Raw genomic sequence first — 15,339 nt, forward strand, 5'->3', positions numbered from 1 at the left:
TATTTTTGAAGACGCAGACTGCCCTATCCGCCCCCGCCGATATCCTCCGGCGCGATGGAGACGGTCTTGACCACAGCAAAACACTCCACTCCCGCCTCCAGCCCCAAGGCCTGGGCAGAACGCCGGGTGACCCGGGCCAGCACCCGCCCGGCGGGCGTTTGCAGCGAGACCATGGCCCCCGGACCGCCGCCAGTGCGGACATGCTCAATCGAGCCGGGCAGAATGTTGAGCGCCGAGAGACCTTCGGGAGGCAGGCGTGACAGGATCACCTCATGCGCCGAGATCCTGACCCGCACCACGCTGCCCACAGCTTTTGCGATCTGCGGCAGGAACAGCGGTACACCGCCCGCGTCGAGCTCTGTCAGCCCGTCGTTGTGATGACTGGTAACACGTGCCTCCAGCAACGCCCCGGCGGCCCGAACCCCTGCGGGCATGACGCCAGAGTCGCCCAGCACCTCCGCCGCCGTTCCTTGCCGCTGCACCTTGCCGTCCTGCAGCACCACAACCGTGGTAGCCAGCCGAGCCACTTCCGCCGCAGAGTGGCTGACATAAAGCATCGGAATGCCGATCTCGTCGCGCAACCGCTCAAAATAAGGCAGGATTTCCGCCTTGCGTGCCTCATCCAAAGCTGACAGCGGCTCATCCGCCAGGATCATCCGCGGCGCCGCCAGCAGCGCCCGGCCAATTGCAACCCGCTGCTTCTCGCCGCCTGACAGCAGCCCGGGACGGCGCTGCAACAGGGGGCCGATGCCCAGCAGCTCCACAACCCGGTCCAGGCTCTCCCGCTTGGCACGCCGCGGCGCGAACCATTGCCCGAACGCCAGGTTCTGCCGCACCGTCAGATGCGGGAACAGCCGGCCCTCCTGAAACACATAGCCCATGCGGCGCTTGTACGGCGGCAGCCAGTGCCGCAGTGTGGTATCAAACAGCACCTCCCTGTCCAGTGCCACCCGCCCCTGATCCGGGCGCAACAGGCCGGCTACCGCCTGGATCACGGTTGTCTTGCCGGTTCCGGAGCGGCCGAACAGCACAGTGACACCTGGTGGCGCCTCGAATTGCACATCCAGCCCGAACTCCGGCAGCTCATGCCGTAGCGAGACAGTCAGCATCAGCGCCCCCCTGCCCGGTCGGCAACCCTGCGCGCCAGCAGTTCTGACAGCAGCAGCGCAGTCAATGCGATAACAATCGACACCAGCGTCAGCCGCAATGCTGCGGTCTCACCGCCTGGCACCTGCAGAAAGGTGTAGATCGCCGATGGCAGAGTCTGCGTCTGTCCCGGAATGCTTGAAACAAAGGTGATTGTCGCCCCGAACTCTCCCATTGCCTTGGCAAACCCCAGTACTGTTCCGGCAATCAGACCAGGCAGGATCATCGGCAGGGTGACAGTGGCAAAACACAGCGCCCGCGAGGCACCCAGCGTGGCGGCTGCCTGTTCCAGCTTGGGATCCACCGCCTCAACCGACAGGCGGATCGCCCGCACCATAAGCGGAAAGGCCATAATACCCGCGGCCAGCGCTGCTCCGGTCCAGCGGAAAGCAAAGACGATGCCAATCTGCTGCAACGCGCCGCCGATTGGCCCTTTGGTGCCAAACACCATCAAAAGCAGATAGCCGGTCACCACCGGTGGCAGGATCAGCGGCAGGTGCACCAGGCTGTTCACGATTTGCTTGCCGGGAAACTGCCAGCGCGCCAGCGCGTATGCCACAAAGACCGCCAGCGGCAGCGACGCCAGGGTTGCCCAGATTGAGACACGCAGCGACAGCAGTACCGCCTGCCACTCCTCGGGTCCCAGCCATGCGGTCTCAGCATTCACTGCCCCGGCACTCCGAACCCGTGATTCAGGAATATGGTGCGGGCCTCCGGGCTGCTAAGAAACTCCAGAAAGGCGCGGGCCTCAGCAGCATTGCCGCCGGAAACAGCGGCAGCGGGGTAGATCACCCGCGGATGGCTGTCCTCCGGGAAGGACGCGATCACCGTGACGTCCGCGCTTGCCCCGGCATCGGTGGCATAGACCACGCCCATCGGCGCCTCGCCGGAGGCGACCAGCGCCAGCGCCGCGCGCACATTGGCAGCCTGGGCAGTTTTGGACACAACAGAGGGCCATTGCCCCAACGCGGTCAGCGCGGCTTTGCCGTAAATCCCGGCCGGAACCGCATCGACCAGCGCCATGGCAAGCCGGCCTTCTCCCAGCCGCGCACCGAGATCGGCGGTTTCCAGATCCATCGGCGCGGCATCTGCTCCATGAGCGATAAGAACCAGCCGGTTTGTCAGCAGATCCAATCGTGAGGCAGGAACAATCAGCCCGTCTTGCTGCACCACATCCATCCATCCGGGATTGGCTGAGATGTAGACATCCGCCGGGGCGCCAAGCTGGATCTGCCGTGCCAAAGCCGGGGAGCCCGCGTAAGACAAAGCGGCGGACCGGCCGGTTTCAGCCATGTAGGCTGCTGCGGCCTCATCCAGTGCTGTTTTGGTGCTGGCTGCGGCAAAGACCGTGACCTGTGCCTGCGCCATGGATGCCAAGCCCAAAAGCAAAGCGACAGGCATCAAAAGGCCCCGCCAGGCTTCGGGCCGAACCAGGAATGCCAAAACTGAAGCTTGGATTGTTGTCATCACTCCTAGGACCTACCTCTGCAGGCAGGCACGGGCAAACGAAAATTTCGGATGCCCAAGCTGTTCCTTGACGGCAGTCTAAGTCAGAAAAGGTCGACCGCACCTGCACTTCCGCCAGCCGGAGCCGGGGCCGGAACCGGCCGTGCGGCGGCGCGCTGCTCCAATTCGCCGAGCTTGCGGTCGTCCTTCACATGGGTCTGCTGGGCTGCGCCAGAGCACGCATGGAACCGCACCCGGCGTGCCGAGGTGCCGCCAACACTGGAAGAGATGCAAGGGATGCCTTCATCCCGCAGGAACCGCTGCACAAAATCGGCATTGGCCGCGCCGATGTCCGACAGATTTGCGGACATCTTGGCGCCGCCGAACACTTTGACTTTCAGATTGGAACGGATTGCCCCCTTCTTCAGAACGCCGTTGATCAGAAGTTCCATCGCATGGATGCCGTAACGGGCATTGGCTGCGCCGCCCTGGCGGGCGTTGGCGAGCAGAAAATGATTCATTCCGCCCACTCCGTTTTCCGGATCGTAAATGCAGGCCGCGATACATGAGCCGAGCACCGTTGAAAACACGATCTTCGGATCTGTGGCCACCCGGTACTCCCCCTGCAGAACCGTTACAGACTTTGAGTTGGCGAAAACAGTGGTCAATGTTTTGGTTCCTTCCTGTGGTGCGTTCAGGCTTTGCTCGCCTGTAGCAATGTGCTGGCCATCTGCGGCAGCGGCACCTGCTGCTGTGCGGCGCCGATTTCCCAGGCGACCCTGGGCATCCCGTAGACAACCGAAGACTTTTCGTCCTGGGCAAATGTTTTCGCGCCGGCCTTGCGCAATTCCAAAAGCCCCCTGGCGCCATCCTGGCCCATGCCGGTCAGGATGGTGGCCACAACCTCCTTCCCATATGGCACGGCAGAGGTGAACAGAGCGTCAACAGACGGAGTATGTCCGGAAATATCAGGCCCTTCCTTCATCCGCAGGCGCAGCGGCTTACGGCTGCTTAAACCCATGTGGCGGCGCTGGCCTGCAGCAACATAGACATAGCCCGGTTCCAGCGTTGTTCCGTCTTCGGCAGCACGCACCCGCGCCGGGCACAGCCGGTCAAGAAGCGACACCAGGCCGGATCCGAAATTCTTGCCGGTATGCTGCACGATCAGCGTCGGCGGGCAGTCAAAGGGGAAGCCGACCAGAATGCTGCGCAAAGCTTCGACACCGCCGGTAGAAGACCCGATCAGGATCAGCTTCTTGCTGGCAGCTGCTGGGGCAGAGTGCCGGGCAGCTGAAGCCCCCGGAGCCGCACGGGCGCTGCGCCGCGGCGCATTGATCATCATGTCGAAATACTGGGCAAACTGGCTGGGATGATCCGCTTTCGTCAGTTCGAAGATGCCCGCTCCGACATCCAGCAGCGGCGAGGATTTTCTGGCCGGCGTCGCGCCTTGAGTGTCCATGACGGCCACCCATCGGGTATCCATGGCGGAAAACAGCGCCATCATCATTTCGAATTCAGGCAGTTTGGAAAAACCGTCTTCCACAAAAGCAAAAACCGGTTGTGCAGCCTCTGCTTGATTGTAGGCCATCATCAGATTGTTAGCCAAAAGAACCTTCATGCCGGGATAGGCAGATTCCATATAGCTTTGCAAATTCCGGGCAAAGCTGCGGTCAGTGGTAATGATCAATAAGTTTCGCGAAGACAATGGGATCCCCAGTCAATTTGCAATGCCCTCAGAATTGCAGGCACAGGTTGACATGTGTGAAGGCGCCGCAGCCAAAACCGCGGCGCCTTCGGTGTGTGTTTAAAAGTCCTGCCAGAGATCGCGCGCGGCATTGCCGCTGGCGGCCGCGGCGGCTGGCACCGGGCTGGCCTCAATCTCCCAATCTGCCTCGCCATGTGCCGAGGGCGCAGGCTTGGCCGCCGGAGCGGCGGCACGGGCCGGAGCGGGTGCTGCGCTGCCGCCGGCCACCCGGAAATGGGCGACCAGTTCGGACAGCTTGCCGGCATCCGTATTCAGCATGTGCCCGGCCGCTGTGGCTTCTTCCACCATCGCCGCATTCTGCTGTGTCACCTGATCCAGCTGAGTGACGCCGGTGTTAATCTCATGCAGACCGGTCGATTGTTCGGCCGCGCCTTCGGCAATGCCGGAGACCAGCTGCGAGATATGGGTGACCTGCTCGACGATGCTTTGCAGCGCCTCGCCGGCTTTGCCGACCAGATCAACGCCGCGATCCACCTGTTTGGAACTGTCGCCGATCAGCGTCTTGATCTCCATCGCTGCGTCCGAGGACCGCTGCGCCAGCGCCCGTACCTCGCTGGCGACCACGGCAAAGCCCTTGCCTGCCTCGCCGGCCCGCGCCGCCTCAACCCCGGCGTTCAGCGCCAGCAGGTTGGTTTGGAAGGCGATGTCGTCAATCACCGAGATGATTTGCGAGATGTGGTTCGAGGACTGCTCGATCTCGGTCATCGCTGACACGGCGCTTTGCACAACTTCCCGGTTGTTCTCCGCTTCGGTCCGGGCCTCGGCCATGGTGCTTTCAACGCTGCGGGCGCCTTCGGCGGCGGATTTAACAGACGCAGTCAGCTCATCCAAAGCCGCAGCAGTCTGTTCCAGCGTGGCGGCCTGGCTTTCGGTGCGGTGCGACAGGTCGTCCGACGCCTGGCTGATCTCAGCCGCGCCATTCCGGATGCTTCCCGAGGCTTCAATCACCTGCCGGACGGTAGAGCTGAGGTTGCTTACAGTGCTGTTGTAGTTCTCGCGCAGCTGCTCGTATTCCTGCGGAAACGCGTTCTTGATCGGCTGGGAAAAGTCGCCTTCGGCCAATTGCATCAGCCCGGCGCTCAGGCTTTCGACAACATCTTGCTGCTGCCGCTGCATTTCTGCGCGTTCCTCTTCTGCGGCGCGGGCCAGTTTCAGGTCGTCCTGCATTGACACAAGGGTTTTGCCGATCTTGCCGATTTCATCGCTGCGGTTTGCAGCTTCGATATCTGTATCGAGACTGCCGGACGATACGGCTTCCATATTGCTGCAGATCCGGTCAATCGGCCGGGTGATGGAACGGGCGAACAACCAGCCGAAGAAAGACATGCCAGCCGCGCAAATCACCGAGGCGAGAAGCAGCATGTTGCGTTTTCTGACCGCCGGGGCCATCAGTTCGGCCCAGTCCTGTTCGGCTATGATAGCCCAATCTGCGAACTCCAGCGGCAGCGGCTCGGAATAGGCGAGCACCGGATGCCCGTTCAGGCCGGGAACACCCTTCTTCACATGGGATTCACCATCAAAGGCTGTTGTCACCTGCTCGGTCGAAGGCAATTGAGAAAGCACTTCAAACCCGCCTTCAAACCGTGATCTGGTCCGCGCTTTCATGTCAGAGCCTGCCAGGTAGATCTGGGTGGTCTGCCCCAAGCCTTGCTCATTGTTGACAATGGCCCCCAGCAAATCCACCGGAATCTGCACCGCAAGGACGCCGACCGTCAAATTGGCGTCGTTCACAACTGGCGCCGCAGCAAAGGCCGCGGCTGCGCCGGCAGAAGGCGCATAGGGCTCCAAATCGGCAAAGAACACTTCGCCGCGGCTGCCTTCCAGGGCAGAGCTGTATACTTTTGCCAGGCCGGAGTCTTTATACGGGCCGGTCATCATGTTGGTTCCGAAATCACTTTCCTTGAACACCGAATAAACGATGTCGCCGGCCAGATTGATCAGAAAGGCATCATAGTAGCCCTTGCTTTCGATCAAAGTCTTATACGCCGGGTGAAAGCTTTCGTGATGCATGTGATAAGGCGAGTCACCCTTTGCACGCGCCAGAAGATGCTTCTGACCAAGCGGATTCGGGTTGTCGTCAATATAGGCCTGACGCAGAACCTGCCCCGGATTTCCGTCCAGATCGTTCCAAGTCATCGTCAGCCATTCGATCGCGGTTGCAGTCGACGGCACGGCCGCCAGGGTCTGCACATCCGCATGGATCCCATCCAGCAGTGTCTGTACCGAATACTTCCGGTCCGCCACCATGGAGCGGAATTGGTCTTCGGCATTTTTTTCTGCACTGTTCTGGAAACTGATCGTGCTGATCGTGACGAGAATCGCCGTCACGAGCACACCGAACCCAACAATAAACAGCGGCAATTTATGTGCCAGTTTGAGCGATTTTAGCGCTTTCATTCCGTCCTCCTAAGAGCATTGCGGTCTAGGCTCCCGCAAAAGATGATGTTTCTCAGGATGCGTCGCATATGTTAATTTGCGGCTTACGGAGGGGCGGATCCTTGTTGCGGCAACGCAAAAAGATGCTGATTTCTGCTGCACAAAAGCGTCACTCTGTAAAGGCCGGGTAAAGATACACGCGCAGGCTGCGCGCAAATGGCACCCTTCAATGATTGCGGCCGGCAGGTGATTCCCCATCCCCGACAGCACGAATAAAAATTGAGGGGATTTCCGCGGCCGAATTGCACGCGAACTCCTTATGAATCCCCCTCCACGCGGGCGAGCCGGCAATCAAATGTTAAGGCCCGCCGCATATCAATTGCATCATCGAACTCGAACTGATCGCCGACAACGGGGGTGCGAATCGCCGACAATGACTACGGAAACGCAAAAACACATTTTGGATCTGCCCAACGCATTCGCGGAGCTGGATCCGCTGATCGCCTTTCTTCAAGGGGCACGCTCCAAAGCAGTCGAGGTTGACTGCCGCGGCGTTGCCTTGATGCCCTCGCGCTGTCTGCAGCTCCTGCTTGGTGCAGAGCAGCAGTGGCGGTCCGAGGGGGTGGGCTTCTCAGTCACCAATATAACCGAACCCTGCCGCAAGTCCCTGACGCTTCTGGGGCTGGAGCCCAACCGTTTTGAAGACGAGGAAACAGCATGAAAACCAAAGTTCTGGCAATCGACGATTCCCGCACTATCCGGAATCTTCTGGCCGCGACCCTGGAAGAGGCCGGATTTGAATACCACTGCGCGGTCGATGGCCGTGAAGGTGTAGACATGTACCCGGATGTGGATCCGGACGTTGTGATCACCGACATCAACATGCCTAACCTCGACGGTTTCGGCGTGATTGAAGAGCTGCGCGGTACCGGAATAAATTCCAAGGTGCCGATTCTGGTGCTGACCACCGAAAGCGCGCCTGAACTGAAATCCCGCGCCCGCGGCGCCGGCGCCACCGGCTGGATCACCAAGCCGTTTGACGATGCCTCTTTGATCTTCGCTCTCAAGCGTGTGACAGGAGCTGCGGCCTAAGATGTCGGGTTCGATTCAGGATACCTTCTTTGAGGAGTGCGAAGAGCTCCTTGAAGCAACGGATGAGGGGCTGACCGCCATCGAAGGAGGCGATCACGACCCTGAGACAGTCAATGCAATCTTCCGCGCCGTGCACTCGATCAAAGGCGGTGCCGGGGCCTTTGGCTTGGATGACCTGGTGGCCTTTGCCCACCGGTTTGAAACCGTGTTTGACGAGGTGCGCGCCGGCCGGATGGAGCTGGACGGGAAGCTGATCCAGCTGCTGCTGCGCTCCAGTGATCAACTGTCGGCGCTGGTCGAAGCCGCCCGGGACGGTGGCGAGATAGACGAAGCGCACAATGATACGCTGCTGGCAGCGCTGGATGAATACATCCCCGAAGAAGAGGAAGACCTCACCTTCGAGCCGATGGGGCTTGGCGCTCCGGCGCCGGTGGCCGATCTTGGCATTGTGCCGGAAGCACCGGCAGAGCCGCAGGAGGAAACCTACCGGATCCGGTTCCAGCCGCTGAAGGAAATGTACGGTACCGGCAATGAGCCGTTCTTCCTGTTCCAGGCGCTTAAGGACATGGGCGATCTGACCGTGAAGCTTGACGAAAACGAGCTGCCCGGCTTTGACACGATGGATATGAGCGAAAGCTACCTGGCCTGGGACATCACTTTGGTGACCAAGGACTCCCGGTCGATTGTCGAGGCAGTCTTCGAATTTGTCGAAGGTCTCTGCGAATTGTCGATCGATGGCGAAGGCGACGCGGAAGCGGAAGCCAATGCACTGGCTGCCCTGGACGCTATGTTCAGCGCACCTGATGCTCCGCCCGCAGCGGACACAGCAGAAGGGGGGGCACCCGCAGTCCCTTTTGAACCGCCGGTCCCCGCACCTGAACCCGAAGCCAAGCCGGCACCTGCCGAAGAAAAGGCATCGGCCCCGAAAGCCGAGAGCGGCAAGCAGGAGCAGCGCGGCGGTCCCAAGCCCACGCTCCGCGTCGAACTCGAGCGGGTGGACCGGCTGATCAACGCTGTCGGGGAGCTTATCATCAACCATTCGATGCTGGCGCAGCAAATCGCCAACCTCGATGTCTCTGATACAAGGGACGTTGAAACAGAGCTCGAAGGTTTCAAAAACCTCGCGCGCGACATCCAGGAAGGTGTCATGGCAATCCGTGCTCAGCCGGTGAAACCGCTGTTCCAGCGCATGGCCCGGATCGTCCGGGAAGCTTCGGCTGCGACAGGTAAAACCTGTAAACTCGTGAATGAGGGCGAAAACACCGAGGTCGATAAGACGGTGATCGAACGGCTGTCCGACCCGCTGACGCATATTCTGCGCAATGCGGTGGACCACGGGGTCGAAAAACCCGAGGACCGGGAAGCCGCCGGGAAATCCAAGGTTGGTGAAATCCGATTGTCGGCTTCCCATCGTTCTGGAAGTGTTTGCATTGAAATCAAGGATGACGGGGCCGGTGTGAACCGCCCGCGGGTCAAACAGATCGCCATTGAGAAGGGCCTGATCCCGGAAAATGCCGAGCTCACTGACGGCGAGATCGACAATCTCCTGTTCGCGCCTGGTTTCTCCACCGCCAAGGAGGTGTCAAACCTCTCTGGCCGCGGTGTCGGTATGGATGTGGTGAAGAATGCGGTGACCGGCCTGGGCGGCCGCATCAACATCTCCTCCACGCCCGGCAAGGGGTCAACGTTCACTATCATCCTGCCGCTGACCTTGGCGGTGATGGACGGCATGGTGGTGTCGGTCGCTGACCAGACCATGGTGGTGCCGATTACTTCTATCGTTGAGACCATGCGCGGCAGCGATGACATGATCAACAGCCTCGGCGCCGACGGCACTCTGCTGTCGATCCGCGGCAATTTCGTGCCCATCTGCGACGTAGCCGGCAGCCTGGGGCTGTACCGCGAAAGCGACCGGCAGGCCGGCGTCTATCTGCTGGTGGAAACCGAAACCGGCCAGCGCTGCGCCTTGGCAGTGGATGACATCCACGACCAGCGCCAGGTGGTGATCAAAAGCCTGGACGGCGTCTGCGGGGAAATCGCCGGCGTTGCCGCAGCAACCATCCTTGGAGACGGCAAGATCGCCATGATCCTGGACCCTGAAAGCATCATTGCGGCCTCGCCCACAGCGGCCGCCTTTGACACCGAGCGGAGAATGAGCAATGCAAGCTGAAGCGAAGCATACCGATCAGGAAGTGAAACACGCTGAACACAGCGAGTTTGTGAGCTTCACCGTGGCCGGGCAGGCCTTCTGCCTGAAGATCACCCAAATTCGCGAGATCAGACGGTGGTCACCGGTGACGATCCTGCCGCATGCTCCGGCCGACGTGCTGGGGGTGATGAACCTGCGCGGTGCGGTGATCCCGATCTACGATCTGTCCGCCCGTTTCGGCCTGCAGCAAACCGAAGCCAGCGAGCGCAATGTCGTTATCGTCGTTTCGGTGCATGGCAAGCCGGTTGGCCTTCTGGCCGAGTCGGTCTCCGAGATCATTTCGATCAATCCGGACGACATCCAGGACACCCCGCCGGTCGATAGCCGCAATACGATGGAGTACATCCAGGGCATCATCTCGCATGATGACACCATGGTGCGCATCATCAATCTCGATGCGGTGATCTCGGCTCCGGAGCAGGTGATGCCGTGAGCGCAGCAGGTTCCATCTCCCCCAACACAGAGAGCTTTTCGCTGTCGGACCAGGAATTCGAAGCCATTGCGCAGTTCGCGCATAAAAACTTCGGCCTGGCCATGGCGGCCAGCAAAAAGCCCCTGGTGTCTTCACGCCTGGCCCGCAAGCTGCGCCAGCGCAACATCACCAAGTTCAAGGACTACCTTGCCAGCCTGGACGGCCCGAATGCCGACCAGGAACGCAGCGGGCTGCTGTCGCTGCTGACCACCAATGTGACCCATTTCTTCCGGGAGCCGCACCATTTCGAAACGCTGCGCAACGACGTGTTGCCGCCGCTGATCGAACAGGCGCGCCGCGGCGGCCGGGTGCGGCTGTGGTCGGCGGGCTGCTCGAACGGGCAGGAGCCCTATTCGATTGCCATGACAGTGTTGGATATCTGTCCCGAAGCAGCGCAGCTGGATTTCAAAATCCTGGGCACGGATATCGATCCGGTGGTGGTGCAGCATGCCCAGACGGCGAAGTACCCCGAGGACGAGCTGGCCCAGATTGACACAAAATACAGCAAACTGGTGCCCAAACGCGATCCCGACGGACGCTTTCCCGAAAGCCTGCGCAAGCTGATCACTTTCGGGGTGCTGAACCTGATCGAACCTTTCCCGTTCCGCGGCAGGTTCGATGCGATTTTCTGCCGGAACGTTGCGATCTATTTCGACAACCCGACCCAGCAGAAGGTCTGGAGCGCTTTTCAACAAGCCCTGAACCCGGGCGGTTACCTCTTCATCGGTCATTCCGAGCGCATGTCAGGCCCGGCGGCGCAGCAACTGAAGACGGCCGGGATCACCACTTATGTCAACTCATCCGCAGGCAGGAAAACCTGACCGCGGCTGCAAGCAGAGCAGAAGGAAAGAAAAAATGAGCTTGAAAGACTCTCTCCGCGTTATGGTCGTTGACGACATGTCGACAAGCCGGGGGATCATCACACAAAGCCTGGATGAGATCGGCATCAAGAACTATATGGTCGAGAACGCCGGCCAATCCGCCTTTCAGAAACTGACCCAAACACCAGTTCATCTGGTGCTGTCGGACTACAACATGCCGGGCATGGACGGGCTGGGGCTGTTGCAGGCCGTGCGCGGCCATCAGGTAACCCAGCGGGTTGGATTCATTCTGGTAACCGGCAAACCAACCCCGGAGATGATCCAGATGGGCAAACAGCTGGGCCTGAACAACATAGTCCGCAAGCCGTTCACGGTGGCCACGATGAAACAGGCCATCGAACAGGTTGTCGGGCGGCTATAATCATGGAACGCCCCGACAAAGCCCTAGGCGAATTATGCGCCGCGTCGGCCTGGGAGATGGAGCAGTTGCGCAGCCAGATGCAAGCGTTGGAAGACGTTGTCCTGGACGTGCTGGAACGCGGCACCGCCCCGACCAGCCAGGAGCTGCGCTCGTTGCAGGACTTCGATCTGGTGATCCAGACTCTGTCCGGGCTCTCCGGTTTCTACAAGCGCGTGCAGGCGCAAGTTGATGAATCCGGGCCTGCCGATCTGCCGGCCGCAGCTGCCGGGGTCACCCTGGAAAAGCTGCGCGAGCGGCTGCGCGCCGCAGGCAGCATGGCAAGCACCTGAAATCAAGCAGCTCCGCCCGACCCGGGCGGGGCCGTTTTTTCACCTTCAGCGGCGGCGAATTTCCTTTTTCTTTGCTGCCGCAGCGGACTACATTGGGACATAGCTGAAACTGCCAGCCCGGGTATTCGCATGTCACTTCTCATCAAGCCTCTGATTTTCACAGCCTGCTTGCTTGTTGCAACGGGTGCGCAGGCCGCAAGCGACCGCATTGCTCTGGTAATCGGCGTGGCGGACTATCAGTACCTGCCGCCGCTGGAGAACACCCGCAACGATGCCGTGGCAATGGCGGACACGCTGGAAGGGATCGGTTTTGACGTCAGCCTCGCATTGGATCCCGGCACGTCGGATATGGTGCAGCTGCTGGAGGATTTCACTTTCCGTTCCGAAGTGGCAGATCTGGCTCTGGTCTATTTCGCCGGCCACGGGATCGAAGTGCAGGGCGAGAATTTTCTGATCCCGGCTGATGCCCAAGTGGCCAGCAACCGCGATGTGCAGCGCCAGTCCTTGTCTCTGAAACAACTGCTGGGGGCAGTGGACCGGGCCCGCAAGATGCGGATCGTGATCCTCGACAGCTGCCGCGACAACCCGCTGGGCGATTCCATTGCGCTGGAACAAAGCAGCAGTGAAGCTGCCGAAACGAATGCCGCAACCCGCGGCGGCGGCGGCATGGCAGCAGCCGATCCGGACCGGGGCACCCTGGTGGCCTTTGCCGCCAAGGACGGCCAGGTGGCGTTGGACGGCTCCGGCAGCAATTCGCCCTATGCCACTGCGCTGATAGAAAAAATGGTGCAGCCGGGGCTGGAGATCAGCCTGATGTTCCGCCAAGTGCGCGACCGGGTGATGGAAAACACTGCTAATCTGCAGGAACCGCATACTTATGGCTCACTGACCGGCGTGCCGTTCTATCTTGCCGGCCCGGGCAAAAATGATGCTCCGGTCACGGTTGCAGATGCCTCCGAGGCCTGGGCGGCGCTGAAACCCGACCAGGAAGAGCAGCTGCTGGCGCTGGCGGATCTTGGCGACACCCGTTCGATGCTGGGCCTGGCCTATATCCGGCTCAACCCCAACGAGGGCCGTTTTGATCCCGCCGCGGCGGTCGGCTTCCTGCAGCGTGCCTCCGATGCCGGCTCTCCCGAAGCGCAGTTCGAACTGGCCAAGCTTTATGAACGCGGCACAGGTGTCGCAACGGACCCGGCCAAGGCGTTGGAATTGTACCAGGCTGCTGCAGCGCAGGATTTTGCGGATGCGATCAACGACCTTGGATTCTTGCATTACCAAGGCGGGCTGGGATTGCCTGCCAATCCGAAAAAAGCCCTGACCTTTTTTGAACGCGCTGCGGATCTGCGCCACCCGCAGGCCCAGTTTAATTTCGCTGCCTTGATAGATGACGGTCTGATCCCGTCGAAAGGTCCGGAAGATTCAGCGCATTATCTTTATGCAGCTCTGCGCAGCGGCAGTTCAGATGTGCTCAACCTGCTGAGCGAGCGGCCCAATATGTTCACTCCGCAAACCCGGCGCTCTCTTCAGTTGAAACTGAAGGAAAACAACTTTTATGCCGGTGCCATTGATGGCAATTTCGGGCCTGGAACCCAACGGGGAATCCGGCAGGCTTACGGGTTGGAAGGCTGACGGGCGGATTTGCGAAACAGCATCACAGCTGACCATCCGCGATCCACGCATCCAGCTGGCGGCGGCTGATCTCGAAGTGCATGCTGTCTTCGCGCCGGAATCCGGCGCCCCAGACCCAGCCCTGATCATAAAAGAAATCCGCCATGATGGTCAGGCCCAGCTGGGTCTTACCGTCGGTGAAATTATCCAGCTTGCCATCAATGTTCAGATCAACGGCCAGGCCATAGCTGTGGGTTGACAGTGAATTTGCGGTGCCGCGGATCCGGCGCACACACAGCGCGCCGGCCGTATTGATGCGGGCATAGAGATCCGGATCCGCCTGGCGGATGTTTTCAAACACCACCTTCAGGCTTTCGATCGCCGGGCGCAGCATGCTGACCCGGATCGGCCCGACCTGTTCGGTCACCAGCTTTTCCTTGAGGTTCGCATTGGTCATCGGTTGGCAGGTATCGTTCAAATCCTCCCGCGGACGGCCCAGTTTTTCCGTCAGATACTTGCCGCCTGTGACCCGCAGCCCGCGGTTCACATTCAAACGGTCGGCAATCAGCACCACCTGTGCGTAATCCAGATCGGCGCCGCCTGTCTGGTTCCAGATTGCGGCCTCGCCTGCCGCGTCATCGGTAAAAGGGGTTCCCCCGCCTGCCCCTCCGGCCGGCAGGCTGGCAACCTCGCTTTGCAGATCGGTCATCCGCGATTGCAGATCCTCGACCTGCTGGCGCAGCATCTCAATCTCGATCCGCGCGGTCGAATCAACACCGCCCGCCCCTTGGAAGTCTTCTTCACTCAGCAGCCAGCTGAGCCCGAACCAAACCGCCGGAGCCAGCACAAGGCCAATGGCGATTATCACTGCTGGCAAAACCCGCATTTTCCCTCCCGGATCAATTGCGCCCATTTCAATCCGTCGCCGCGCGGCAGTAAACCCCCTGATTACAACTTGCCGGAAACACCGTGTTTTTTTCCCGCGCTTCACTCTGCGTGCCATTGGCAGGCCGCAGGTGCTGGTATAGACTGCAGCCATGTTGAATTGGCAGGGGAGGGCGCCGGGCATGATCCGCCTTAAAGGAATTTTTGCAAGTGTTCTGGGTGCGGGCCTGATTTTTGCCCCGCTGGCTCAGGCGCAGTCGAATGGCGGCGAATTGTCAGTCGAGGAAATCACCGAAGCCTTCAAGAAGCAGAAGACGCGCGGCCTGGTTATCGTGCCAAGCAGCACGGCTGCCGCCGAAGATCCTGCGGAAGAAACCGCAACCGTGGCCGCGGCGGCCGAGGAGTACAATCCGGTCGACCGGCAAACTCAGATCAATGTTCAGATCTCCTTTGACTTCGACAGCGCTGCGCTGCGTGCCGATCAGGCCCCGAAACTGGCCAATATGTGCGCCTCGATGAAGGCGCTTGATGGCACAGTGTTCCAGATCATCGGCCATACTGACAGCTCGGGATCCGCCGCCTATAATGAACGGCTGTCGCTGCTGCGGGCGCAGGAAGTCCGACGTCACCTGATCAGCTCCTGCGGTGTGGGCGAAGAAATGCTCAAAGCAATCGGCATGGGTGAGACCGCGCCTTACAACGAAAACAATACGCGCGCCGATGAAAACCGCCGTGTTGAATTCCAGGCTCTGGGCTGATCACGGCCCCG

16 protein-coding genes are annotated in these 15,339 nt (G+C 60.4%); 9 read left to right on the forward strand and 7 right to left on the reverse strand.

Annotation, left to right across the window (positions count from 1 at the left end; genetic code table 11):
- Positions 1 to 23 precede the first annotated feature (23 nt).
- The 6 genes from modC to L1069_RS03330 all read right to left on the reverse strand — a co-directional run bounded on the left by modC (position 24) and on the right by L1069_RS03330 (position 6,754).
- Entirely contained in the window at positions 24 to 1,109 is a 1,086-nt protein-coding gene (gene modC, locus L1069_RS03305) for a molybdenum ABC transporter ATP-binding protein (protein WP_237454783.1), read from the reverse strand.
- Positions 1,109 to 1,813, reverse strand: a complete 705-nt coding sequence (gene modB, locus L1069_RS03310; RefSeq protein WP_237454784.1) for a molybdate ABC transporter permease subunit — start codon at positions 1,811 to 1,813, stop codon at positions 1,109 to 1,111. The genes modC and modB overlap by 1 nt, the downstream gene beginning before the upstream one ends.
- Complete coding sequence (gene modA, locus L1069_RS03315) at positions 1,810 to 2,547, reverse strand: molybdate ABC transporter substrate-binding protein (RefSeq protein WP_237454785.1); 738 nt, start codon at positions 2,545 to 2,547, stop codon at positions 1,810 to 1,812. The genes modB and modA overlap by 4 nt, the downstream gene beginning before the upstream one ends.
- 149 nt (positions 2,548 to 2,696) lie before the next feature.
- Complete coding sequence (locus L1069_RS03320) at positions 2,697 to 3,260, reverse strand: chemotaxis protein CheD (protein WP_027260142.1); 564 nt, start codon at positions 3,258 to 3,260, stop codon at positions 2,697 to 2,699.
- Positions 3,261 to 3,286: 26 nt separating this feature from the next.
- Positions 3,287 to 4,231 carry a CheB methylesterase domain-containing protein gene (locus tag L1069_RS03325; RefSeq protein WP_237454786.1) on the reverse strand — a complete coding sequence of 315 codons (945 nt, stop codon included), beginning with the start codon at positions 4,229 to 4,231 and terminating at the stop codon, positions 3,287 to 3,289.
- A gap of 165 nt (positions 4,232 to 4,396) precedes the next feature.
- The gene (locus tag L1069_RS03330) at positions 4,397 to 6,754 is read right to left on the reverse strand and encodes a methyl-accepting chemotaxis protein (RefSeq protein ID WP_237454787.1); all 2,358 of its coding nucleotides are present in this window, start codon (positions 6,752 to 6,754) and stop codon (positions 4,397 to 4,399) included.
- A 412-nt stretch (positions 6,755 to 7,166) separates the two neighbouring features.
- Between L1069_RS03330 and L1069_RS03335 the strand changes: the two genes are divergently transcribed.
- The 8 genes from L1069_RS03335 (at position 7,167) to L1069_RS03370 (ending at position 13,706) form a co-directional block, all read left to right on the forward strand.
- Positions 7,167 to 7,454 carry an STAS domain-containing protein gene (locus tag L1069_RS03335; RefSeq protein WP_027260145.1) on the forward strand — a complete coding sequence of 96 codons (288 nt, stop codon included), beginning with the start codon at positions 7,167 to 7,169 and terminating at the stop codon, positions 7,452 to 7,454.
- Positions 7,451 to 7,825, forward strand: coding sequence for a response regulator (locus tag L1069_RS03340; protein WP_027260146.1), 375 nt, complete (start codon positions 7,451 to 7,453; stop codon positions 7,823 to 7,825). The genes L1069_RS03335 and L1069_RS03340 overlap by 4 nt, the downstream gene beginning before the upstream one ends.
- A 1-nt stretch (position 7,826) precedes the next feature.
- On the forward strand, positions 7,827 to 9,995 hold the full coding sequence (locus tag L1069_RS03345; RefSeq protein WP_211037754.1) for a chemotaxis protein CheA: 2,169 nt from the start codon (positions 7,827 to 7,829) through the stop codon (positions 9,993 to 9,995).
- Positions 9,985 to 10,467, forward strand: a complete 483-nt coding sequence (locus L1069_RS03350) for a chemotaxis protein CheW (RefSeq protein WP_129373198.1) — start codon at positions 9,985 to 9,987, stop codon at positions 10,465 to 10,467. The genes L1069_RS03345 and L1069_RS03350 overlap by 11 nt, the downstream gene beginning before the upstream one ends.
- Positions 10,464 to 11,327 (forward strand): CheR family methyltransferase, encoded by an 864-nt coding sequence (locus L1069_RS03355; RefSeq protein WP_237454788.1) that lies wholly within the window; start codon positions 10,464 to 10,466, stop codon positions 11,325 to 11,327. The genes L1069_RS03350 and L1069_RS03355 overlap by 4 nt, the downstream gene beginning before the upstream one ends.
- Positions 11,328 to 11,361: 34 nt before the next feature.
- Positions 11,362 to 11,748 carry a response regulator gene (locus tag L1069_RS03360; protein WP_027260150.1) on the forward strand — a complete coding sequence of 129 codons (387 nt, stop codon included), beginning with the start codon at positions 11,362 to 11,364 and terminating at the stop codon, positions 11,746 to 11,748.
- A gap of 2 nt (positions 11,749 to 11,750) precedes the next feature.
- The gene (locus L1069_RS03365) at positions 11,751 to 12,077 is read left to right on the forward strand and encodes a hypothetical protein (RefSeq protein ID WP_129373196.1); all 327 of its coding nucleotides are present in this window, start codon (positions 11,751 to 11,753) and stop codon (positions 12,075 to 12,077) included.
- A 129-nt stretch (positions 12,078 to 12,206) separates the two neighbouring features.
- Positions 12,207 to 13,706, forward strand: a complete 1,500-nt coding sequence (locus L1069_RS03370; RefSeq protein WP_237454789.1) for a caspase family protein — start codon at positions 12,207 to 12,209, stop codon at positions 13,704 to 13,706.
- A 22-nt stretch (positions 13,707 to 13,728) separates the two neighbouring features.
- Here L1069_RS03370 and L1069_RS03375 read toward each other — a convergent pair whose 3' ends face one another.
- Complete coding sequence (locus L1069_RS03375) at positions 13,729 to 14,571, reverse strand: M15 family metallopeptidase (protein ID WP_134831743.1); 843 nt, start codon at positions 14,569 to 14,571, stop codon at positions 13,729 to 13,731.
- Positions 14,572 to 14,752: 181 nt separating this feature from the next.
- Here L1069_RS03375 and L1069_RS03380 point away from each other — a divergent pair, with 181 nt between their 5' ends.
- Positions 14,753 to 15,328 (forward strand): OmpA family protein, encoded by a 576-nt coding sequence (locus L1069_RS03380; protein ID WP_129373193.1) that lies wholly within the window; start codon positions 14,753 to 14,755, stop codon positions 15,326 to 15,328.
- The last annotated feature ends 11 nt before the right edge of the window (positions 15,329 to 15,339 follow it).

Origin of the sequence: Leisingera sp. MMG026 (assembly GCF_021654205.1) — a bacterium.
Classification (GTDB): Bacteria; Pseudomonadota; Alphaproteobacteria; order Rhodobacterales; family Rhodobacteraceae; genus Leisingera.